This window comes from Enterobacter sp. A103 (genome assembly GCF_034427535.1).
Lineage (GTDB): Bacteria > Pseudomonadota > Gammaproteobacteria > Enterobacterales > Enterobacteriaceae > Enterobacter > Enterobacter asburiae_B.
In genome coordinates, this window is sequence record NZ_JAXQPQ010000001.1 from 980,053 (window position 1) to 999,876 (window position 19,824).

Annotated in this window: 22 protein-coding genes and 3 tRNA genes; 11 read left to right on the top strand and 14 right to left on the bottom strand. The window is 53.0% G+C overall.

The genetic code is table 11. The annotated features are described in order from the left end of the window. The first annotated feature begins 385 nt into the window (after positions 1-385). Both SPH27_RS04700 and SPH27_RS04705 read left to right on the top strand, forming a co-directional pair. Complete coding sequence (locus tag SPH27_RS04700) at positions 386-889, top strand: non-heme ferritin-like protein (protein WP_023312270.1); 504 nt, start codon at positions 386-388, stop codon at positions 887-889. A 155-nt stretch (positions 890-1,044) separates the two neighbouring features. Next, positions 1,045-2,388, top strand: coding sequence for an anaerobic C4-dicarboxylate transporter (locus SPH27_RS04705; protein WP_023312271.1), 1,344 nt, complete (start codon positions 1,045-1,047; stop codon positions 2,386-2,388). 42 nt (positions 2,389-2,430) lie between these two features. Here SPH27_RS04705 and SPH27_RS04710 read toward each other — a convergent pair whose 3' ends face one another. Together SPH27_RS04710 and azuC are read right to left on the bottom strand one after the other, a co-directional pair. Then, positions 2,431-2,682: a DUF2766 family protein gene (locus SPH27_RS04710; RefSeq protein WP_008500405.1), complete on the bottom strand. Its 252-nt coding sequence runs from the start codon at positions 2,680-2,682 to the stop codon at positions 2,431-2,433. 108 nt (positions 2,683-2,790) lie between these two features. Continuing rightward, positions 2,791-2,874, bottom strand: coding sequence for a stress response protein AzuC (gene azuC, locus SPH27_RS04715; protein ID WP_014884364.1), 84 nt, complete (start codon positions 2,872-2,874; stop codon positions 2,791-2,793). Positions 2,875-3,108: 234 nt separating this feature from the next. On the opposite strand from azuC, the gene yecR reads away from it, so the two are divergent. Further along, positions 3,109-3,447: a YecR family lipoprotein gene (yecR, locus tag SPH27_RS04720; RefSeq protein ID WP_023336145.1), complete on the top strand. Its 339-nt coding sequence runs from the start codon at positions 3,109-3,111 to the stop codon at positions 3,445-3,447. Positions 3,448-3,651: 204 nt separating this feature from the next. Next, complete coding sequence (ftnA, locus tag SPH27_RS04725) at positions 3,652-4,149, top strand: non-heme ferritin (RefSeq protein WP_023336146.1); 498 nt, start codon at positions 3,652-3,654, stop codon at positions 4,147-4,149. A gap of 36 nt (positions 4,150-4,185) precedes the next feature. Here ftnA and SPH27_RS04730 read toward each other — a convergent pair whose 3' ends face one another. Further along, complete coding sequence (locus tag SPH27_RS04730; protein WP_045404419.1) at positions 4,186-4,527, bottom strand: hypothetical protein; 342 nt, start codon at positions 4,525-4,527, stop codon at positions 4,186-4,188. Positions 4,528-4,756: 229 nt separating this feature from the next. Between SPH27_RS04730 and tyrP the strand changes: the two genes are divergently transcribed. After that, entirely contained in the window at positions 4,757-5,968 is a 1,212-nt protein-coding gene (gene tyrP / locus SPH27_RS04735; protein ID WP_048979950.1) for a tyrosine transporter TyrP, read from the top strand. Between the two features lie 34 nt (positions 5,969-6,002). On the opposite strand, the gene SPH27_RS04740 is transcribed toward tyrP, so the two are convergent. Then, positions 6,003-6,671 carry a YecA family protein gene (locus tag SPH27_RS04740; RefSeq protein ID WP_029741940.1) on the bottom strand — a complete coding sequence of 223 codons (669 nt, stop codon included), beginning with the start codon at positions 6,669-6,671 and terminating at the stop codon, positions 6,003-6,005. A 423-nt stretch (positions 6,672-7,094) separates the two neighbouring features. On the opposite strand from SPH27_RS04740, the gene SPH27_RS04745 reads away from it, so the two are divergent. The 5 genes from SPH27_RS04745 (at position 7,095) to SPH27_RS04765 (ending at position 12,101) form a co-directional block, all read left to right on the top strand. Then, positions 7,095-8,216: a branched-chain amino acid ABC transporter substrate-binding protein gene (locus SPH27_RS04745; protein ID WP_033145885.1), complete on the top strand. Its 1,122-nt coding sequence runs from the start codon at positions 7,095-7,097 to the stop codon at positions 8,214-8,216. A gap of 99 nt (positions 8,217-8,315) precedes the next feature. Beyond that, positions 8,316-9,230: an ABC transporter permease subunit gene (locus tag SPH27_RS04750; protein ID WP_039263771.1), complete on the top strand. Its 915-nt coding sequence runs from the start codon at positions 8,316-8,318 to the stop codon at positions 9,228-9,230. An 11-nt stretch (positions 9,231-9,241) separates the two neighbouring features. Further along, positions 9,242-10,516: a high-affinity branched-chain amino acid ABC transporter permease LivM gene (livM, locus tag SPH27_RS04755; protein WP_322435614.1), complete on the top strand. Its 1,275-nt coding sequence runs from the start codon at positions 9,242-9,244 to the stop codon at positions 10,514-10,516. Continuing rightward, positions 10,513-11,388 (top strand): ATP-binding cassette domain-containing protein, encoded by an 876-nt coding sequence (locus tag SPH27_RS04760; RefSeq protein WP_182072154.1) that lies wholly within the window; start codon positions 10,513-10,515, stop codon positions 11,386-11,388. Before livM ends, SPH27_RS04760 begins: the two co-directional genes overlap by 4 nt. Continuing rightward, positions 11,385-12,101, top strand: a complete 717-nt coding sequence (locus SPH27_RS04765; RefSeq protein ID WP_033145889.1) for an ABC transporter ATP-binding protein — start codon at positions 11,385-11,387, stop codon at positions 12,099-12,101. The genes SPH27_RS04760 and SPH27_RS04765 overlap by 4 nt, the downstream gene beginning before the upstream one ends. Positions 12,102-12,269: 168 nt before the next feature. Here SPH27_RS04765 and SPH27_RS04770 read toward each other — a convergent pair whose 3' ends face one another. The 7 genes from SPH27_RS04770 to uvrY form a co-directional block, all read right to left on the bottom strand. Continuing rightward, entirely contained in the window at positions 12,270-12,617 is a 348-nt protein-coding gene (locus SPH27_RS04770; protein ID WP_139153138.1) for a hypothetical protein, read from the bottom strand. Positions 12,618-13,165: 548 nt separating this feature from the next. Continuing rightward, positions 13,166-13,252, bottom strand: a tRNA-Leu gene (locus SPH27_RS04775). Between the two features lie 11 nt (positions 13,253-13,263). Beyond that, positions 13,264-13,337, bottom strand: a tRNA-Cys gene (locus SPH27_RS04780). 46 nt (positions 13,338-13,383) lie between these two features. Beyond that, positions 13,384-13,459 (bottom strand) — tRNA-Gly (locus SPH27_RS04785). Between the two features lie 152 nt (positions 13,460-13,611). After that, positions 13,612-14,160, bottom strand: coding sequence for a CDP-diacylglycerol--glycerol-3-phosphate 3-phosphatidyltransferase (gene pgsA / locus SPH27_RS04790; RefSeq protein WP_028019572.1), 549 nt, complete (start codon positions 14,158-14,160; stop codon positions 13,612-13,614). A 56-nt stretch (positions 14,161-14,216) separates the two neighbouring features. After that, positions 14,217-16,049: an excinuclease ABC subunit UvrC gene (gene uvrC, locus SPH27_RS04795; RefSeq protein WP_032658637.1), complete on the bottom strand. Its 1,833-nt coding sequence runs from the start codon at positions 16,047-16,049 to the stop codon at positions 14,217-14,219. After that, a complete protein-coding gene (uvrY, locus tag SPH27_RS04800) occupies positions 16,046-16,702 on the bottom strand; it encodes a UvrY/SirA/GacA family response regulator transcription factor (RefSeq protein ID WP_013096026.1) in 657 nt (218 codons plus the stop codon). Before uvrY ends, uvrC begins: the two co-directional genes overlap by 4 nt. Before the next feature lie 466 nt (positions 16,703-17,168). Between uvrY and SPH27_RS04805 the strand changes: the two genes are divergently transcribed. Continuing rightward, positions 17,169-17,393: a DUF2594 family protein gene (locus tag SPH27_RS04805; RefSeq protein ID WP_182072152.1), complete on the top strand. Its 225-nt coding sequence runs from the start codon at positions 17,169-17,171 to the stop codon at positions 17,391-17,393. A gap of 66 nt (positions 17,394-17,459) precedes the next feature. Here the strand turns inward: SPH27_RS04805 and sdiA are convergent, their stop codons facing one another. From sdiA to tcyL, 3 genes are all read right to left on the bottom strand, one after another. Beyond that, positions 17,460-18,182, bottom strand: a complete 723-nt coding sequence (gene sdiA / locus SPH27_RS04810) for a transcriptional regulator SdiA (RefSeq protein WP_033145891.1) — start codon at positions 18,180-18,182, stop codon at positions 17,460-17,462. Positions 18,183-18,403: 221 nt separating this feature from the next. After that, positions 18,404-19,156: an L-cystine ABC transporter ATP-binding protein TcyN gene (gene tcyN / locus SPH27_RS04815; RefSeq protein WP_047061118.1), complete on the bottom strand. Its 753-nt coding sequence runs from the start codon at positions 19,154-19,156 to the stop codon at positions 18,404-18,406. After that, positions 19,153-19,821 (bottom strand): cystine ABC transporter permease, encoded by a 669-nt coding sequence (gene tcyL / locus SPH27_RS04820; protein ID WP_014884380.1) that lies wholly within the window; start codon positions 19,819-19,821, stop codon positions 19,153-19,155. Before tcyL ends, tcyN begins: the two co-directional genes overlap by 4 nt. Positions 19,822-19,824 lie beyond the last annotated feature (3 nt).

Here is a 19,824-nt window from a genome sequence, read left to right on the forward strand (position 1 = left end):
ATTGACACATCATATATTCGAAATGATTAATCCGTATTTTTCCTTTTCCCGGAGTAATATTCCAACTTAATATTTTCGAAAGAGTAACAGTGTACCCTTAAGATAAAAACTGTTAATTATTAGGCCATTAAGTCACATTAAATTCATGGCGAGCTAATTGCATTTCTGTACTATATTAAACTTTGTAATGTATGGTAAATATACTCTAATTAAGAGTTTTCTTAGACCCAATACAAGGGTATGCTTATTTATATCGAACACAGGAAGTGAATTTCGGTCGACTTCGGTCACGGCAGAATGTCTATTTCTGCTCTTCTCTTCGTATTTGCCTGGCGCTCAGGTTACGCAACGGACATCACGTCCCACAGTCAATAAGGATATGAGTATGGCTACCCAAACGATGATGCAAAAACTTAATGCGCAGATGAACCTTGAGTTCTACGCCTCGAATCTGCACCTTCACTTAAGCGCGTGGTGTGCCGAGAATAGCCTCACGGGGTCTGCCACATTCTTTCGCTCTCAGGCGCAAAGTAACGTCACCCACATGATGCGTGTCTTTAACTTCCTGAAAGCCGCAGGGGCAAATCCTGTCGTTAAAGCCCTTGATGGGATCAACGAAAACTACTCTTGCCTGGAAGAACTGTTTCAGAAAACGCTTGAAGAGTACGAGCAACGCTGCAGCACGCTCAGCAAACTTGCCGATGAAGCCAAAGCGCAGCAGGATATTACAACGCTCAAATTCTTACGCGATATGGACAAAGAGCAGCAGCAGGATGGAATGCTGCTGAAGACGCTGGCGGATGAGATCCATAATGCGCAGCAGGCGGGTTTATGTCCTGAGCAAACCGACCGTCATCTGCTCGACATTGTGGCGGTCCAGCACCACTGAGTTTTGGCCTGCTTCCGTCCCGGGGAGCAGGCCCCCCTCCCATCTCCAACCTTCTGCTTTTGCTGAAATTTAACAAATCAGATCTGGCTCCCAATGATTAACCACACAACGTGTGATGATTTATTTAGTTACATAATCATTGACGAGGGAGCATCATGATCACCATTGAGTTTGTTGTCATTCTCCTCTGCCTGCTGACGGGTACGCGTTTCGGCGGTATGGGGCTTGGGTTAATCAGCGGTATTGGTCTTTTTATTTTATGTTTTGTCTTTGGTCTGCAACCGGGTAAACCGCCGGTTGACGTTATGCTGACCATCCTTGCGGTGATTGGCTGTGCGGCTACGCTGCAGACTGCGGGCGGCCTCAACGTCATGATGCAGTTTGCCGAACGTCTGCTGCGCAAACACCCGCAGCACATCACCCTGCTCGCCCCTTTCACCACCTGGATGCTGACCTTTCTGTGCGGCACCGGCCATGTGGTCTACACCATGTTCCCCATCATCGCGGATATCGCCCTGAAAAAAGGGATCCGCCCCGAGCGCCCCATGGCCGTGGCATCGGTCGCGTCACAGATGGCGATCACGGCATCCCCCGTATCCGTTGCCGTTGTGTCGCTGGTGTCTATCCTGGCGGCCCAGCATGGGATCGGCCACGCGTGGGGGATCCTGGAAATTCTCGCCGTGTCGGTTCCCGCTTCGCTCTTCGGCGTAGCCATTGCGGCCCTGTGGAGTTTACGCCGTGGGAAAGATTTGGCTGATGACATAGAGTTTCAGGAAAAGCTGAAAGACCCTAAGCAGCGCGAGTTTATCTACGGCGGTACGGAGACGTTAATGAATCAGCGTTTCCCTAAACAGGCCTACTGGTCCACGTGGATTTTCTTTGCCGGTATTGCCGTGGTCGTTTTGCTGGGGGCATTCCCGGAACTGCGCCCCGCCTTTGAGGTGAAAGGCAAAATGACGGCGCTGTCGATGAACCTTGTCATTCAGATGATGATGTTAATTGCGGGCGCCGTGATGCTGATGGCCTGTAAGGTTAATGCGTCGGCCATTTCCAACGGCGCGGTGTTCAAGGCCGGTATGGTCGCGATCTTCTCGGTGTTCGGCGTGGCGTGGATGAGCGATACCTTTTTCCAGGCGCATCTCGACGAATTAAAGCTGGCGCTGGAAGGCGTTGTGAAAAGCCACCCGTGGACGTATGCCATTGTGCTGTTTCTGGTATCAAAACTGGTGAACAGCCAGGCGGCTGCGCTGACGGCCGTTGCGCCTATGGGCCTCATGCTCGGCATCGACCCGAAAATGCTGATCGCCTTTTTCCCGGCGTCCTACGGCTATTTTGTCCTGCCGACCTATCCCAGTGATTTGGCCTGCATCGGCTTTGACCGCTCAGGCACCACCCGCATCGGCAAATTCATCATCAACCACAGCTTTATTCTGCCAGGGCTGATTGGGGTAAGCTGCGCGTGCGCGGCGAGCTACCTGCTGGTCCAGACGTTCTTTTAACCGCTTCAAAGGGCGACACGTACCGTCGCCCCTTTCCCTGTTTTAGTGGGACTCACCCTGCGGCGTGAATCGCAGTTCAATCAGCGCGATAGCTTTCTGGATCGCACGAAGCGTAACCGGGTCAGCGGCAGCAGGATGGCTGGCAAAATCGATGTTTTTCAGCTGCGTAGACATCTTCTCGCGCACTTCAACCGGCGCAATCACGTCCAGAACATCAAGGATTTGTTTGATAACCAGCTGACAGGCGACAACGTCAGAGACCAGTTCCTGATCGGCGCTCAGGTTTTGTGACATGGGCTTTCTCCTTATTTAAAGGCCGCCATAGTAGCAAAACACGCCCCCTGACATCTTCCCTTCATCACCTGCAGGTACAAAAAAACCCGCCGAAGCAGGTTTTTTTAATCAGAACATGGCGCCTGGCGGCACGTCTTTGAACGTGCGGCAGTAATTGGCCCACATGCTTTTCAGGATTTTGCGCAGTTTCACGATGATGCTCCATTAACTTGTTATACAACTTTATTGTCAACGTGCTTATAATATGACCATTATCACAAAAATCAATCATTTTGTGATACTCATCACATTTTTATGAGGGATTGGCCTGATAGCACTCCCCTCTGACCCGTTGCGAAGAGTGAGGGCAGATTGTCCGGCTATTCCAGGCATTGCAGCGGGCATCTGCGGGTACGATAAGGTATTTCCATCCACTCAGAGCGAACCATGAAAAGAGTCATTGTAGCCGGCACAATCCTGCTGCTCGCGGGGTGTAGTATCAACCGCCAGGCTGAAGTCAGCAGCCTCGACGCGCCGAACGGCATCGTCCGCCTCGATTACGGCCAGGCAGCGCTGCAAAATGCGTATTCCGACGAGTATGTGAATAACGGCACGGCGGCAAAAGCGTGTCAGAGCATGGGGTATGCCACCGCTTCAGCCTATGGTCAGCCCATCAAAACCTGCACCCTGACGAGCGGCTCTTTGTGCCTGAACGAGAGCGTGACTATCCAGTATAAATGTATGGGTTACGCCGTTAACCCTAAGTCAAATAATCCCTGGTATTAATCAACGCTGCCAGCGTTTGCTGGCAGTATATTTCATTACGAACAAAAACAATTCTCATTAATAAATTATAAAAATCGCCAATGCGTTTTATTCCCATTCGTATTTTAAATAAATAAAATAAAAATTTTACGTTTTGCAAATAATTAAATAACAACTTATAGTGTCGCTCATTGTGAACCAGAAATAATAATCCGGAGCGTCACCATGCTGAAAACTGAAATGATCGACAAGCTCAACGCGCAAATGAACCTTGAGCTTTTTTCATCCCTGCTCTACCAGCAGATGAGCGCCTGGTGCAGCTACCACAGCTTCGAAGGTGCGGCCGCGTTTCTGCGTCGTCACGCTCAGGAAGAGATGACCCACATGCAGCGTCTGTTTGATTATCTTACGGATACGGGCAGCCTGCCGCGCATTGAAACCGTGACGTCCCCCTTTGCCGAGTATAATTCTCTCGATGAACTGTTCCGCGCCACCTACGAGCACGAGCAGCTGATCACGCAGAAAATTAACGAACTGGTTCATGCCGCAATGACCAGCCAGGATTACCCAACCTTTAATTTCCTGCAGTGGTACGTCGCTGAGCAACACGAAGAAGAGAAGCTGTTTAAATCCGTACTGGATAAATTATCTCTGGTGGGTAAATCCGGCGAAGGTCTTTACTTTATTGATAAAGAACTTTCCACTCTCGATACGCAGAATTAATTTCAGCGCGGTGCCGGTTTCCGGCACCGCGTTAATTTACATACACCCGGCGCAGCTGGTGCAGCGCCAGTCATGAGGATTCACCGCCTGGTAAAAATAGCGGTAGCTGGACGTCTCCAGCGGAATCCCCACCTCGAAGAACATATCCGTTAACCAGTCGACATTCTCAACGATCCACTCATCTTCCTGTAAGCCTTGCGCAAAGGTTTCGTCTTCAGGATCGATAACCGAATAGATTGCCCAGGTGCCCATATCCTTTTCACGGCGGGACTCGGGAAGTATCAGGGGCTGGTTCTGCCAGCTGATTATCCAGTGCCCATGGCACAACAGGTTACCTCCCCGGCTCCATGCCGCGGTGAAGGGATTCTCCCCAGCCATAAAACCCTCACTTAATTTGATAATTTATATTTATTGTTTACGTTACGCCGGAATATCGCCCAGCAATATTGCCCTTATGAAGTAGGCATCCACCTAAAAAGGATCAGATCGCCAACTATCCGTAAACTATTCATTACACCACTTGTAACGGTGATTTGACGAGTTACGGCTTTTCCCTTACTCTGCGCCGCAGATTTTGTCGCGGTTAAGCATCGTTGTAGAGGAAAGCGTGAGAAACAGAACCCTGGGAAGTATTTTTATCGTCGCCGGAACGACGATTGGCGCAGGAATGCTGGCAATGCCCCTGGCAGCCGCGGGCGTAGGATTTGGCATGACCCTGCTGCTGCTGGGTACGCTCTGGGCGCTGATGTGCTACACCGCCCTGCTGCTGCTTGAGGTTTACCAGCACGTGCCCGCCGACACCGGTCTGGGTTCGCTTGCGGCGCGCTATCTGGGACGCTACGGCCAGTGGATAACCGGCTTTAGCATGATGTTCCTGATGTACGCCCTGACCGCCGCCTATATCAGCGGCGCCGGGGAACTCATCGCCTCCAGCGTCAACGACTGGTTTGGCTCTGACATCACCCCAGCGACGGGGGCTATCTTCTTTGCGCTCATCGGCGGCGGCGTGGTCTGCGTGGGGACATCGCTGGTCGATCTGTTTAACCGCTTTCTGTTCAGCGCCAAAATTCTCTTCCTGATCGTCATGCTGGTGCTGCTGGCGCCGCACGTGCACAAGGTCAACCTGCTGACGCTACCGCTGGAAAAAGGGCTGGCGCTCTCCGCGATCCCGGTCATTTTCACCTCGTTTGGCTTCCACGGCAGCGTGCCGAGCATCGTCAGCTATATGAACGGCGATATCCGCAAGCTGCGCCGCGTCTTTGTTATCGGCAGCGCGATCCCGCTGATCGCCTATATTTTCTGGCAGCTGGTGACGCTGGGCAGCATTGACTCTTCAACCTTTATTGGGCTGATGGCGCAACACGCTGGCCTGAACGGTTTTTTGCTGGCGCTGCGCGAGGTCGTCACCTCCCCGCACGTGGAGCTGGCGGTACACCTGTTTGCCGACCTGGCGCTGGCAACCTCGTTCCTGGGCGTGGCGCTCGGCCTGTTTGATTATCTGGCCGACCTGTTCCAGCGTCGCAATACCGCGGCCGGACGGTTGCAGACGGGTGCCATCACCTTCCTGCCGCCGCTCGCTTTTGCGCTGTTTTACCCACGCGGGTTTGTGATGGCGCTGGGCTACGCAGGGGTGGCGCTCTCTATCCTGGCCCTGCTGCTCCCTTCCCTGCTGGCGTGGAAGAGCCGCCAGCAGCATCCTCAGCAGGGATATCGCGTGGCGGGAGGAAAACCGCTGCTGTGCGTTGTGTTTGGCTGTGGGGTGGTGATTATTCTGGTGCAGGTGTTGATTGCAGCCGGAATGCTGCCGGAAGTGGGTTAAATAAAAAAGGGGCTATCATCAGCCCCTTTTTTTATCAGTGCAAACAGCAGCTCTTAAACTTCTTCCCGCTGCCGCAAGGACACGGATCGTTACGCCCGACCTTCGTGCCGTTCACCGTCGGCTTCTTCACTTCCGGCTGCTGCGGGTTGTTTACCCAGTATTGATATAGACGCAGTGCCGCAGGCTGGATGCTTTCGATGCTGGCGATATACTCCTCTTCGGACAGTTCATCCAGCTTTTCGCTGTTCTCTTCCGTCCCGTGCAGGGCAATCACGTCAAGATCGGCCTTCAGGGCTTCCGGCAGGGCTGACCAGTCCGTCAGCGCCACGCCGCGCATATAGCCATAGCACCACTCTTCCACCACGGTATAGCTCTCACCATCCACGTCGTTATAACCAAACATCGGTTCAAACTGATCCGGGTACTCGCTCAGGCGCTCGGCAATGTCGTTCATATGCTTAAAGCAGAGATCGATAAAACGGTTCATCTCACGATCGTTTTTCCAGCGCGGAATGTACTTCTCGCCACCCCACACCGCCACCAGCCAGGCATCTGGCTCAACGACAACAGGACCGGAAAGCACTGCGGTAAGCATGCCGTCCAGTTCGGACACGTCAATCACGGACGCGTCATCATGACCGTAAGACATTAACGTCTCTTCAAGCCACGCCATTTCGCTTTCATTCAATGGGCCTTCAGTCATCGCTGATACTCCTGCAAAAGGAAACGATCCTAACACATATCTCACGCCTCTCCGGGCTGAAGTTTAGGTCTTTATTGCTGCAAAAACGTGCAAACCGTGACCTTTGCACAACTTATGGGCTTTATTGTTAACGATATGTGATCTCCGCTGTAATTTCTTCTCCTCCCGCAAGGCGGCATAACGCGGCGCTCTATACTCAAACATGTCGCATGCCCGTCAATGGGTTAACCATTCTGGCAACGTTTTTGCTTAACGTTCTTCGCGCGCCTCTGCGCAGGGAAATCTCGCCGTAATATGCAGGATGCCGTCTGTATCTTGTTCGTTTAGTGCATTTTGTTCTTGCTCGTGTTTCGGATTGGCTGCGCCGTCGGGCGTTCGGGTTTACGCCGTGGTGCAAAAACCTCTTTGCTAAGGAACATAATAATGTCGCTGAAATTAATCAGAACTCCTCTTTCTCTTGTGTTGGCCGGTTGCCTGGTGACGGCGTTTTCCGCCCGGGCAGATATTGTGATTGGCGTGGCCGGGCCGTTCACGGGTCCGAATGCCACCTATGGCGATCAGTACTGGCACGGCGCAACGCAGGCCGCTGAAGACATTAATGCCGCAGGCGGCATTAACGGCGAGAAGATCAAACTGGTTCAGGGGGATGATGCCTGCGAGCCCAAGCAGGCCGTGGCCGTCGCCAACCGTTTAGTTGACCAGGATAAAGTCAACGCCGTGGTCGGCCATTTCTGCTCCTCTTCCACAATGCCCGCCTCCGAGGTGTATAGCGACGCGGGCATTATTGCGATTACCCCCGGCTCAACTAACCCGCTGATCACCGAACGCGGCATGAGCGATATGTTCCGCATGTGCGGACGCGATGACCAGCAGGGTCAGGTTGCCAGCGACTTCATCATCGACAAGCTGAAAGCCAAGCGCGTGGTGATTATTCACGATAAAGACACCTATGGTCAGGGTCTGGCTGACGCCACCAAAGCGGCGCTGGCGAAACGCGGGGTTCAGGATGTGATGTATGAGGGGTTATCTCGCGGTGAGAAAGACTTTAACGCGCTGGTGACCAAGATCGGCGCGCAAAAACCGGACGTCGTGTTCTTCGGTGGCTGTCACCCGGAAGCCGGTCCGCTGGTTCGCCAGATGCGTGAACAGGGCGTGCAGGCGAAATTCTTCTCCGGCGACTGCATTGTCAACGAAGAGATGGTGACCGCCGCGGGGGGCCCGCAATACACCAACGGCATTTACATGACCTTCGGTAAAGATCCGCGCCTTATCCCGGACGGTAAAGCGGTTATCGAGAAATTCCGCGCCGGTAAATTCGAGCCGGAAGGTTACACCCTTTACTCCTATGCCTCCGTACAGGCCATTGCCGCAGCCTTCAAGGCCACCGGCGGCAAGGACTCCGCCAAAGCCAGCGAGTGGCTTAAAGCCAATTCCGTCGACACGGTGATGGGCAAAAAAGCCTGGGACAGCAAAGGCGATCTGAAAGTGTCTGACTACGTGGTTTACCAGTGGGACGACAAAGGCAAATATAAGGAAGTGCAGTAACGGGACGGAGTCACGCTCAACGTCGGCGGGCCTGCCCGTCGGCGCGTAATAAACATCAGGCTGCGCGCATCGCGCAGCCTATAAAACGAGCGCGCTAAGATGAGTACATTCTTCCTGCAACAGTTAATCAATGGCTTAACGCTGGGCTCCGTCTACGGTTTAATCGCCATCGGCTACACCATGGTGTACGGCATTATCGGGATGATCAATTTCGCCCACGGCGAAGTGTATATGATTTCCGCCTATCTCTGCGCCATCGGCCTGGCGCTGCTCTCGTTCTTCGGTCTGCAGTCGTTCCCGCTGCTGATCCTCGGGACGCTGGTGTTCACCATCGTGGTAACCGGGGTGTACGGCTGGACCATCGAGCGTATCGCCTACAAGCCGCTGCGCAACTCCACGCGCCTGGCGCCGCTGATCTCCGCCATCGGGATGTCGCTTATCCTGCAAAACTACGCGCAGCTGAGCCAGGGTCCGCGCCAGCAAGGGGTGCCGACCATGCTGGACGGCGTGATTCGCCTGCATCTGGGCGACGGGTTCGTACAGATAACCTACACCAAAGTGTTTATTCTGATTGCCTCGTTTGCCGGCATGCTGGTGCTCACCTGGATTATCAACCATACCCGGCTGGGGCGGATGTGCCGCGCGGTACAGCAGGATCGTAAGATGGCCTCCATTCTGGGCATTAACACCGACCGGATTATTTCACTGGTCTTCGTCATCGGCGCGGCGATGGCCGGTCTGGCGGGCGTGCTGATCACCATGAATTACGGCACCTTTGATTTCTACGTCGGGTTCGTGATCGGCATTAAAGCCTTTACCGCGGCGGTACTCGGCGGCATCGGCTCCCTCCCTGGCGCGATGCTCGGTGGCCTTATCCTGGGCGTGGCGGAAGCCCAGTTCTCGGGCATGGTGAACTCGGACTATAAAGATGTCTTTTCGTTCGGCCTGCTGGTCATGATCCTGATTTTCCGCCCCCAGGGCCTTCTTGGGCGCCCGTTTGTGGCCAAAGTGTGAGGGAGAGAATGATGACATCACACGGTTTTTCACTTAAACGCTGCATTCTGGACGCGATTTTTTCCGGACTGATTGCGCTGATTATTTTCGGCCCCATCGCGGGCGTGGTGCTGGACGGTTACAGCTTTAACTTCGCCGGGCAGCGGCTGGCCTGGATGGTCGGTATCGTCATGCTCGGGCGTTTTCTGCTGAGCGCCTTTTTAGGTACCGCCGCGGGCGCCCGTTTCCAGGCGCGCTTCGAAGCCGATAGCGCGGGCGTATATGTCCGGCCACCGGAATATAAAAGCCGCATGCGCTGGATTATTCCTCTGGTAATTGCTCTTGCGATTTGCTTTCCGTTTGTCGCCACGAAATATGTGCTGACCGTCGCCATTCTCGGACTGATCTACGTGCTTCTCGGTCTGGGGCTGAACATCGTCGTGGGTCTGGCCGGCCTGCTGGATCTGGGATATGTCGCGTTCTACGCAATTGGCGCGTACGGTCTGGCGCTGGGATACCAGTATCTCGGTTTAGGCTTCTGGAGCATGCTGCCGCTGGCGGCAATCATGGCCGCCGCCGCAGGCGCCCTGCTCGGTTTCCCGGTGCTGCGCATGCACGGTGACTATCTGGCCATCGTCACCCTCGGGTTCGGGGAGATCATTCGCCTGATACTGAACAACTGGCTGACCTTCACCGGCGGACCAAACGGCGTCTCGGCCCCTCCCCCCACCTTTTTCGGTCTGGAATTTGGGCGACGCGCGAAAGAAGGCGGCGTGCCCTTCCACGAGTTTTTCCACCTGACCTACAACCCGAACATGAAGTTTATTTTTATCTACGCGGTTCTGTTCCTGGTGGTGATGCTGGTGCTCTACATCAAGCACCGCCTGACGCAGATGCCGATTGGTCGGGCGTGGGAAGCCCTGCGTGAAGACGAAATTGCCTGCCGCTCGATGGGGTTAAATCATGTTCTGGTTAAGCTGTCGGCCTTTACGCTGGGCGCATCGACCGCAGGGATTGCCGGGGTGTTCTTCGCCACCTATCAGGGGTTCGTGAACCCGACCTCCTTTACCTTCTTTGAATCTGCACTGATCCTCGCCATCGTGGTGCTGGGCGGGATGGGCTCAACGCTTGGCGTGGTGCTGGCCGCCTTTGTGCTCACGGTAACGCCGGAACTGCTGCGCAGTTTTGCCGAGTACCGCGTCCTGCTGTTTGGCATGCTCATGGTGGTGATGATGATCTGGCGTCCGCGCGGTTTGATCCGCATTAACCGCAGCGGGTTTGCCGTGCGTAAGGGCGTCGCGCCATGAACGGAACGATATTACGCGTTGAACATCTGATGATGCACTTCGGCGGGATTAAGGCGCTAAACGACGTCAACCTGGACGTACAGCGTGGCTCAATTACCGCCCTTATTGGGCCAAACGGGGCGGGAAAAACAACCGTGTTTAACTGCCTGACGGGCTTCTACAGGGCCTCCGGCGGAAACATTTTATTTAATACCCGCCATAAAACGACCAACGTTATTCAGGTGCTCGGACAAAAATTCCAGCCGGGAGACTGGATTAACCCCGCGCAGTTCGGGCAGCGTCTTTTCTACAAAATGTTCGGCGGAACGCATCTGGTCAACCGCGCAGGGCTGGCGCGCACGTTTCAAAATATCCGTCTTTTTCGCGAGATGTCTGTCGTGGAAAACCTGCTGGTTGCGCAGCATATGCGCGTTAACCGCAATCTGCTCGCCGGGATCTTAAATACGCCGGCATACCGGCGGGCGGAAAGCGACGCCCTGGACAGGGCCTTCTACTGGCTGGAAGTGGTGGATCTGGTGGAGTGCGCCAATCGCCTGGCGGGAGAGATGTCGTACGGCCAGCAGCGGCGTCTGGAAATTGCGCGAGCAATGTGCACCGGCCCGGAAATGATCTGTCTGGATGAACCCGCCGCCGGGCTTAACCCGGTTGAAACACATAAGCTCAGCAGCATTATTCGTTTTCTGCGGGATCATCATGACATCACGGTATTACTGATTGAGCATGATATGGGGATGGTGATGGAGATTTCGGACGACATTATCGTACTCGACCACGGGGATGTTATTGCCAGGGGAAAACCCGCGCAGATCCAGCATGATGAAAAGGTCATTGCCGCCTACCTGGGTACGGATGAAAGCGAGGTCAACCTATGAGCGAACCGCTGCTGGCATTTCGCGAGGTGGATGTGTTTTACGGCGTCATTCAGGCGCTTAAACAGGTTTCCCTCGAAGTCAATAAAGGTGAAACCGTGGCGCTGATTGGCGCAAACGGCGCGGGTAAATCGACATTGCTGATGTCCATCTTTGGCCAGCCCCGTATTCGCAGCGGACAGATACTTTTCGGCGGCGAGGATATCAGCCATAAATCCACCCACTACGTCGCGTCCGGCGGCATTGCGCAGGCGCCGGAAGGCAGACGAATCTTCCCGGATATGACCGTTGAAGAGAACCTGCTGATGGGGACCATCCCCATCGGCAGCCAGTTTGCCGCTGAGGATATGCAAACCATGTTCGACCTCTTCCCTCGCCTCAAGGAACGACGCAAGCAGCGCGCGATGACCATGTCCGGCGGGGAGCAGCAGATGCTGGCGATCGCCCGGGCGCTGATGAGCCGTCCGAAGCTGCTTCTGCTGGATGAACCGAGCCTCGGGCTGGCGCCGATTGTGGTGAAACAGATCTTCCAGACGCTGCGCGAGCTGGCCCGTAACGGCATGACCATTTTTCTGGTAGAGCAGAATGCGCATCACGCGTTGAAGCTTTCTGACCGCGGGTATGTGATGGTTAACGGACAGATCCGGTTGAGCGGCAGCGGCGAAGAGCTGCTGGGGAATCAGGAGGTGAGGAAGGCGTATTTGGGTGGGGTGTGACTGGCGGATTTCAGGCACAAAAAAACCACCTTTCGGTGGTTTCACGACACTGCTTATTGCTTTGATTATTCTTTGTTTCCCATGGTAGTCGGAGTTGGCCCAACACAGCGCGAACGATGGGGATAGTGAATAATGCGTTTTATCACAAAGTTAAGCTATAAGGACTCATTATTGCTGCGTACAGGTAAAACCGCCGTTTATAGTCGGATTACAATTAGTTTCCAGGGTAGGTTTAGGTTGAATACTTTGATTATATGCAGCGCTAGCTGCATTCAGGTTAGCCGCCTTTTGTTGCCATCCTGCTGCCGTATTTTGTGCAATAGCCGCACAATCTGCCGCACTGACCGTAGAAGTGCCCGCCTGTATTCTGGCTTGCATCATTTGAGCCGCTTCCGACCCACTGGTGAACGTGTCACCGCTCATAGCCTGACATAATTCATAGTCAGAGGCGTTAGGATTATTAGCACATCCCGTCATCACTACTGATAAAAAAGCAGCTATCATTATTTTTTTCATTTTTAATTATCCAATTCTTATAAAATCTAGTGTCTCTCCCGACAGGGATACGGCTTCTTGTTATTGTAAAATATACATTTTGTTAACTGAGATAGGTGTGTTTCTGGTAAAGACATTCCTTGCAGGACTTAACCCCGTGAACATAAGACTGACGGTTTTGTCCGACAATATAGCGAATGACCACCAGCAATTATCAAATTAAACGTCTTCTCGATATGGCTAAGATACATCACTATTATTTTTTAGCGCGAATTAATTAATATTAAAAATGCATTAACTTAAATCAGTTTGATTTGCGTCAATTTATGCGAACCGTATTTCATTCGAAACTGGAAGGTGCTTGACTAAAACACAACCGTCTTTAAACATGACTATCTATATAATAAAAAAGGAAATATGGTTGATGTAGGGTGTACGGGACGATATTGTCCTTTTCCTGTGGCGAGTCAAGCTGACGAAAAAAGTGAACAAGAATTACAGACACAAAAAAACCACCTTTCGGTGGTTTCACGACACTGCTTATTGCTTTGATTATTCTTTGTTTCCCATGGTAGCCGGAGTGGGACTTGAACCCACACAGCGCGAACGCCGAGGGATTTTAAATCCCTTGTGTCTACCGATTCCACCATCCGGCCAGGGAAGAAAGTGGAGGCGCGTTCCGGAGTCGAACCGGACTAGACGGATTTGCAATCCGCTACATAACCGCTTTGCTAACGCGCCGTAAAACTTTTCAAACTGACACCCGCTACTGCGCATGTCTTTAATCTGGAGCGGGAAACGAGACTCGAACTCGCGACCCCGACCTTGGCAAGGTCGTGCTCTACCAACTGAGCTATTCCCGCATGTCATCAAGTAAACATCTAACCACTTGATTTCATTATCGTCCGGCTTGCTGTGCCGCCGTTCGATGCGTTGCATTCTACTGATATGACGTTATGAGTCAACGTTATTTTTTGCATCCCTGGATCGTTTGCTGAAAATTACGGCGAAACGATCACTGATCAAGCAAATCCCCGCGCGCAGCGTTCAAATATTGCAGCATGGACCACAGCGTCAGCACTGCCGCCACCCACAGCAGACCAATTCCCGCCCATTCAACCCAGGCGTTCGGACGCCAGAGCATCCAGACCAGCGCCGCCATCTGCGCCGTCGTTTTGACTTTACCAATCCACGAGACCGCCACGCTGCTGCGTTTGCCCAGTTCCGCCATCCATTCGCGCAGTGCAGAGATAATGATTTCGCGACCGATCATAGTGGCCGCAGGCAGCGTTACCCACCAGGTATGATAGTGCTCGGCTACCAGCACCATGGCGATAGCGACCATCACTTTGTCTGCCACCGGATCGAGGAAGGCACCGAAGCGGGTGCTTTGATTCCAGCGACGGGCCAGATAGCCATCAAACCAGTCGGTGACCGCTGCGATCAGGAAGATCAATGCGCAGGCGAAAGGTGCCCAGACGACCGGCAGGTAAAACGCCAGTACAAAGAACGGGATGAGTACGACACGGAAGAGAGTGAGCAACGTAGGGATATTAAATTGCATAATGACGGTAACTGTTTGTTGTCAGTAAAATTTAGCTCTATGTTGCTACAGAGCCCTCAATGTTTCAACGAGTAGTAGATCTTTTCTGCCAGCCCTTGCGAAATACCCGGCACTTTTGCAATTTCCTCCATGCTGGCGTTGAGTAATCCTTGCAATCCGCCCATATATTTCAGCAGCATCTGGCGACGTTTTGGCCCCACGCCTTCGATCGTTTCCAGGCTACTGGTATTTTTCACCTTCGCCCGTTTTTTGCGATGACCGCTGATGGCATGATCGTGTGATTCATCGCGAATATGCTGGATGACGTGCAGCGCCGGGGAGTCCGGCGGCAGGCTGAAGCCCTCGCCTTCCGGCTCGAAGAACAATGTCTCCAGACCGGCCTTACGATCGGCCCCTTTTGCGACCCCCAGCAGCAGCGGATGGTTTTTATCCCAGCTGACATCAAGCGATTCAAATACCGCTTTCGCCTGGCCGAGCTGCCCTTTCCCGCCGTCAATCAGGATCACATCCGGGATTTTGCTCTCTTCTATGGCTTTACCATAGCGACGACGCAGCACCTGATTCATGGCCGCATAGTCATCGCCCGGCGTGATCCCGGTGATGTTGTAGCGGCGATACTCGGCGCGCAGTGGGCCATTCGCATCAAACACCACGCAGGAGGCCACCGTCTGTTCTCCCATCGTGTGACTGATGTCGAAACACTCCATCCGTTTCACTTCCGGAAGCTTCAGCAGCGTCGCCAGGGCCGTTAAACGCTGGTTGACCGTCGACTGCTGCGACAGCTTAGTGGTGAGTGCCGTCGCCGCATTGGTTCGCGCCAGCTTAAGATAACGCGCGCGATCGCCGCGCGGTTTGGTTTGTACATTCACCCGGCGGCCCGCCAGTTCAGAGAGCGAATCGGCCAGCAGGGTTTTATCGTCAAGATTAAAATCGAGCAGGATCTCAGAAGGCAGCGTGCGCATCTGGCTTCCCTGCAGATAGAACTGGCCGACAAAGGTTTCCACCACTTCACCCAGTTCAGTACCGCCGGGTACTTTCGGGAAATAGCTGCGGCTGCCGAGCACTTTGCCCTGGCGAATAAACAGCACGTGCACGCAGGCCATCCCGGCGTCAAAGGCTACGCCGATGACGTCGAGATCGTCACCGGTATTCGAGACAAACTGTTTCTCAGTGACTCTGCGCACCGCCTGGATTTGGTCGCGGATACGCGCGGCCTCTTCAAACTCGAGTGCCGCGCTGGCTTTTTCCATCCGCGCGATCAGCTGCGTTAAGACCTGATCGTCTTTTCCGGCTAAGAACAGGCGCACGTAATCCACCTGCTGGGCATACTCTTCTTCACTTACCAGCCCTTCCACGCAGGGCCCCAGGCAGCGTCCAATCTGGTACTGCAGGCACGGGCGCGAGCGGTTACGGTAAACGCTGTTTTCACACTGGCGGATAGGGAAGATTTTTTGCAGCAGCGCCAGCGTTTCTCGCACGGCATAGCCATTAGGGAACGGCCCGAAGTATTCGCCCTTAGCGTGTTTTGCACCGCGGTGCATCGCGAGGCGCGGATGGGTATCGCCGCTCAGAAAAATAAACGGGTAGGACTTATCATCACGCAACAGAACGTTATAGCGCGGCTGGTAGAGCTTTATATAGTTGTGCTCAAGCAGCAGCGCTTCTGTCTCGGTGTGCGTGACGGTGACATCAATATTCTGAATGAGTGAGACCAGCGCTTCGGTCTTACGGGAGGCCAGGTTACTGCGAAAATAGCTGGAGAGGCGTTTTTTAAGATCTTTTGCCTTCCCCACGTAGATAACCGTACCGCCAGCGTCATACATGCGATAGACGCCAGGCTGGCTGGTTACGGTTTTCAGAAATGCTTTTGAATCGAACACATCACTCACTGACTTAACAACGTCTCCGCATTACACAAACCATGCCGGATGGCCAGGTGCGTCAGTTCAACGTCGCCATGAATGTTCAGTTTACTGAACATCCGGTAACGATAGCTGTTCACCGTTTTCGGGCTGAGATTCAGCTGCTCCGAGATCTCATTCACCTTCTGACCTTTGGTGATCATCAGCATAATCTGCAATTCACGCTCGGACAAACTGGCAAACGGTGATTCGGTTTTCTCGGGCTCGATCTGACTCAGCGCCATCTGCTGAGCAATGTCGGAAGCAATGTAGCGCTGTCCGGCAAACACGGAACGGATTGCATTGACGACTTCCTGCGGCGCAGCACCTTTACTCAGGTAGCCCGCTGCGCCCGCCTGCATCACTTTCGCGGGCAGTGGGTTTTCGGTATGCACGGTCAGCATGATGACTTTGGTATCAACAAAGGTACGCGCGATTTTGCGTGTTGCTTCAAGGCCACCGATACCGGGCATGTTCATATCCATCAGTACCACATCGGCCGAGTTTGTGCGGCACCATTTTACCGCATCTTCGCCGCAGCACGCCTCACCGGCAACTTTAATACCTTTAATATCTTCAAGAATGCGTCGTATCCCTGCGCGCACCAGTTCGTGGTCATCAACAAGAAGGACGTTGATCAAAGGAAATGTCTCCAGAATAGGGATAACGCTACTGAGTGATAATTTGGTTTATATTAACGGTTTTCCTCGCAAGATTAAAACGTTAAAAAACCGGCTATTCGATTTTGCTCTCGTTTTTGGAAATTAGGCTGTACAGTCCGTGGAAAGAGAGACCATGCATTCAGGGCTTTTGCAGCTTTTTTTAAGCATCTGTATTCAAAAAGTTACAAAAAACTTTCAGGCTTTTCCTGCAAAAAAACAGATCTCAAATTTTTGTAACAATAATTAACGGCAAGCGAACCGGGCATAAACAATTAATAGCCTTTCACGGCGGTTTAGTTTACCGGTGCGTTCTGTTTACGCAATTAAACATCCACGTAAAAGTACGAAAAACAACCGCTGCATTTTTTGCTGCAGCTTGTGGTATACTCCGCCGCCTTGACTTTCGTCGTCGCGCTTTAGCGCCGTTAAATAATGAGGAAAATAAATGAGCACACCTGAATTTGCCACTGCGGAGAATAACCAGGAACTGGCACAGGAAGTAAACTGCCTGAAAGCACTGCTGACGCTGATGCTGCAGGCGATGGGCCAGGCGGATGCCGGTCGTGTGATCATTAAAATGGAAAAACAAATCGCGGAGATGGAAGACCAGGCTGCATCTGCGGTATTTGCTAACACCGTTAAGCAAATCAAACAAGCCTACCGCCAGTAACAAAAAACGGCTGGATGCAGTGCATTCAGCCGTTTGCTCGTCTGTCACGCAGAACGTATTATCCCGTCAGATCAGTCCCGTTGCCGCCGCGTAGCACGCAATCTGGGTTTTGTTAGGCGCGTTGAATTTCTTCTGCATATTTTTCTGATGGAAGTTAACGGTATTCTCTGAGATAGAGAGAATGATCGCTATTTCCGCTGACGTCTTCCCTTCCGCAGTCCATTTCAGAATTTCGCGCTCGCGTTTGCTGAATTTCATTTCAGGTGGCATGACCATCTCATCTTCAAAACGCACCAGAGAAGTTAAGGCCATTTGCACCAGCATTTGCAGCCGCAGTTCTATTTCCTCACGGGCAAACGGCCCTTCCAGTACACTAGTACGGGAAACAGACAGGAAGCCGAGCGCATGATTAGGCAACATCAGACACTGCGTTATTCCCTCGCGTAAACCGTGGTCCTGCGCGCTGTGCCATAATTCCTGCGCGTCAGCGAATAATGCGTCTGTCCAGGGTAAATGACCCTGAATGAAATTCTCCGGTTTTAAGACGGGATCAATAGCGAAATAGTTCGCGGATTGATATTGCGCCATCCACTGCTTTGGGTAAGTGGTATGCACAGAGATCTTAGGCCGGGTAAACGGCACGGGATGGCGCACGCAGAGCGAGTAACAATCGAATTCAAGCGTCTGAGTTTGTCGCTGTAATTCCTGATATACCTCGTCGACACAGGTCAATTCCTGAAACCGGAGGGAGCAATCCCGTCGCCAGGTGAAAAAGTCTGAATCCTTCATACTTACTAAATGAAGCCTCTGAAAAGATAATCATTATTATGGTGAATATAACCTAACACATAAAACTTTTTTCTAACTACAAAATATCGGCATTAGCACAATTAACTTTACTATTGATAAGGTTTATCAGGGCCGGATGGAATAAAAAAACAAACGACTGCCCCCGAAGGGAGAATAATTTGCTCCAGCCTAAATTTCTGGAGCAAATTAGTGCAAAAATGCTACTGCATCAGGAATTTTTCAAGGAACTGACGGGTTCGCGGCTGCTGAGGATTAGCGAACAGGCTTTTCGCCGGCCCCTGCTCCACAATCCGCCCCTGATCCATGAAGATGGCTCTGTCAGCCACATCGCGTGCAAAGCTCATTTCATGCGTCACGATCACCATCGTCCGTTTTTCCTGCGCCAGCTGGCGAATGGTGTTCAGCACCTCACCCACCAGTTCCGGATCGAGCGCAGAGGTCGGTTCATCAAAAAGGATCACGTCAGGGCGCATAGCCAGCGCGCGCGCTATCGCCACGCGCTGCTGTTGCCCGCCCGACAGACGGCGCGGATAGCTGGTCTCTTTCCCCGCCAGCCCGACTTTAGCGAGCAGTTCGCGCGCGCGCGCCGTCGCGTCCTCTTTCGATTCACCTTTTACAATGACCGGTCCTTCAATAATGTTCTCCAGCACCGTACGGTGCGGGAAGAGATTAAAGCTCTGGAAAACGAAGCCGACATGCTGGCGCAGGCGGCGAATTAACCCTTTCTGCTGGCTAATGGATTTCCCGGTATCAATTGTTATCTCCCCTACCCGAATAGTGCCGCCTTCCGGCTGTTCAAGCAGGTTAATACTGCGCAGCAGCGTCGTTTTTCCCGAACCGCTTGGTCCGATAATCGCCACCACTTCACCCTGCTCTACTTCAAGATCGATTCCGTGGAGCACCGTTTGACCGTGGAATTTTTTCACCAGGTTTTTGACGTCGATAGCACTCATTTTGGATCACGCTCCTGGCGGTTAAGCTGGTTTTCGAAGTAGTTTTGCAGAGCAGACAGCACCGTCGCCATCACCCAGTAAATCAGCGAGGCGGCCAGATACATGGTAAAGACTTCAAGCGTGCGCGAAGTAATGAGCTGCGCCTGACGGAACAGTTCCGGTACCTGAATCGTTGCCGCCAGGGACGTATCTTTCACCAGGCTAATGAAGCTGTTGCTGAGCGGTGGAAGCGCCACGCGCGCAGCCTGCGGCAGAATGGCCCGACGCAGCGTCTGCCATGGCGTCATCCCGATACTGGCCGCCGCCTCCCACTGCCCTTTGTCAATGGAGGAGATCGCCGCTCGCAGGGTTTCTGACGTGTACGCCGCGGTATTGAGCGACAGACCAATCATCGCTGCGGGGATCGGATCCAGCTCGATACCAAACTGCGGCAAGCCGTAGTAGATCATAAAGAGCTGGGCGATAAGCGGCGTGCCGCGAAATACGGAGATATAAAAGCGCGCCAGCCAGCGTACCGGCAGGATGGGTGACATGCGCATTAATGCCAGCACAAATCCCAGCACCAGCCCGAAGAACATCCCGCCGATACTGAGCTGTAACGTAAATACCGCACCTTTCAGCAGATACGGCAGAGAATCAATAACCAGTTGAATACTTTCTTGCATTAT

Coding starts and splice junctions, on each gene's coding strand:
- SPH27_RS04740 (WP_029741940.1), bottom strand. CDS start 6,671: ATGACTGAAGGCCCATTGAATGAAAGCGAAATGGCGTGGCTTGAAGAG.
- SPH27_RS04700 (WP_023312270.1), top strand. CDS start 386: ATGGCTACCCAAACGATGATGCAAAAACTTAATGCGCAGATGAACCTT.
- SPH27_RS04765 (WP_033145889.1), top strand. CDS start 11,385: ATGAGCGAACCGCTGCTGGCATTTCGCGAGGTGGATGTGTTTTACGGC.
- SPH27_RS04760 (WP_182072154.1), top strand. CDS start 10,513: ATGAACGGAACGATATTACGCGTTGAACATCTGATGATGCACTTCGGC.
- SPH27_RS04705 (WP_023312271.1), top strand. CDS start 1,045: ATGATCACCATTGAGTTTGTTGTCATTCTCCTCTGCCTGCTGACGGGT.
- SPH27_RS04805 (WP_182072152.1), top strand. CDS start 17,169: ATGAGCACACCTGAATTTGCCACTGCGGAGAATAACCAGGAACTGGCA.
- sdiA (WP_033145891.1), bottom strand. CDS start 18,182: ATGAAGGATTCAGACTTTTTCACCTGGCGACGGGATTGCTCCCTCCGG.
- yecR (WP_023336145.1), top strand. CDS start 3,109: ATGAAAAGAGTCATTGTAGCCGGCACAATCCTGCTGCTCGCGGGGTGT.
- SPH27_RS04745 (WP_033145885.1), top strand. CDS start 7,095: ATGTCGCTGAAATTAATCAGAACTCCTCTTTCTCTTGTGTTGGCCGGT.
- SPH27_RS04770 (WP_139153138.1), bottom strand. CDS start 12,617: ATGAAAAAAATAATGATAGCTGCTTTTTTATCAGTAGTGATGACGGGA.
- SPH27_RS04710 (WP_008500405.1), bottom strand. CDS start 2,682: ATGTCACAAAACCTGAGCGCCGATCAGGAACTGGTCTCTGACGTTGTC.
- SPH27_RS04750 (WP_039263771.1), top strand. CDS start 8,316: ATGAGTACATTCTTCCTGCAACAGTTAATCAATGGCTTAACGCTGGGC.
- tcyL (WP_014884380.1), bottom strand. CDS start 19,821: ATGCAAGAAAGTATTCAACTGGTTATTGATTCTCTGCCGTATCTGCTG.
- pgsA (WP_028019572.1), bottom strand. CDS start 14,160: ATGCAATTTAATATCCCTACGTTGCTCACTCTCTTCCGTGTCGTACTC.
- ftnA (WP_023336146.1), top strand. CDS start 3,652: ATGCTGAAAACTGAAATGATCGACAAGCTCAACGCGCAAATGAACCTT.
- tcyN (WP_047061118.1), bottom strand. CDS start 19,156: ATGAGTGCTATCGACGTCAAAAACCTGGTGAAAAAATTCCACGGTCAA.
- SPH27_RS04730 (WP_045404419.1), bottom strand. CDS start 4,527: ATGGCTGGGGAGAATCCCTTCACCGCGGCATGGAGCCGGGGAGGTAAC.
- livM (WP_322435614.1), top strand. CDS start 9,242: ATGACATCACACGGTTTTTCACTTAAACGCTGCATTCTGGACGCGATT.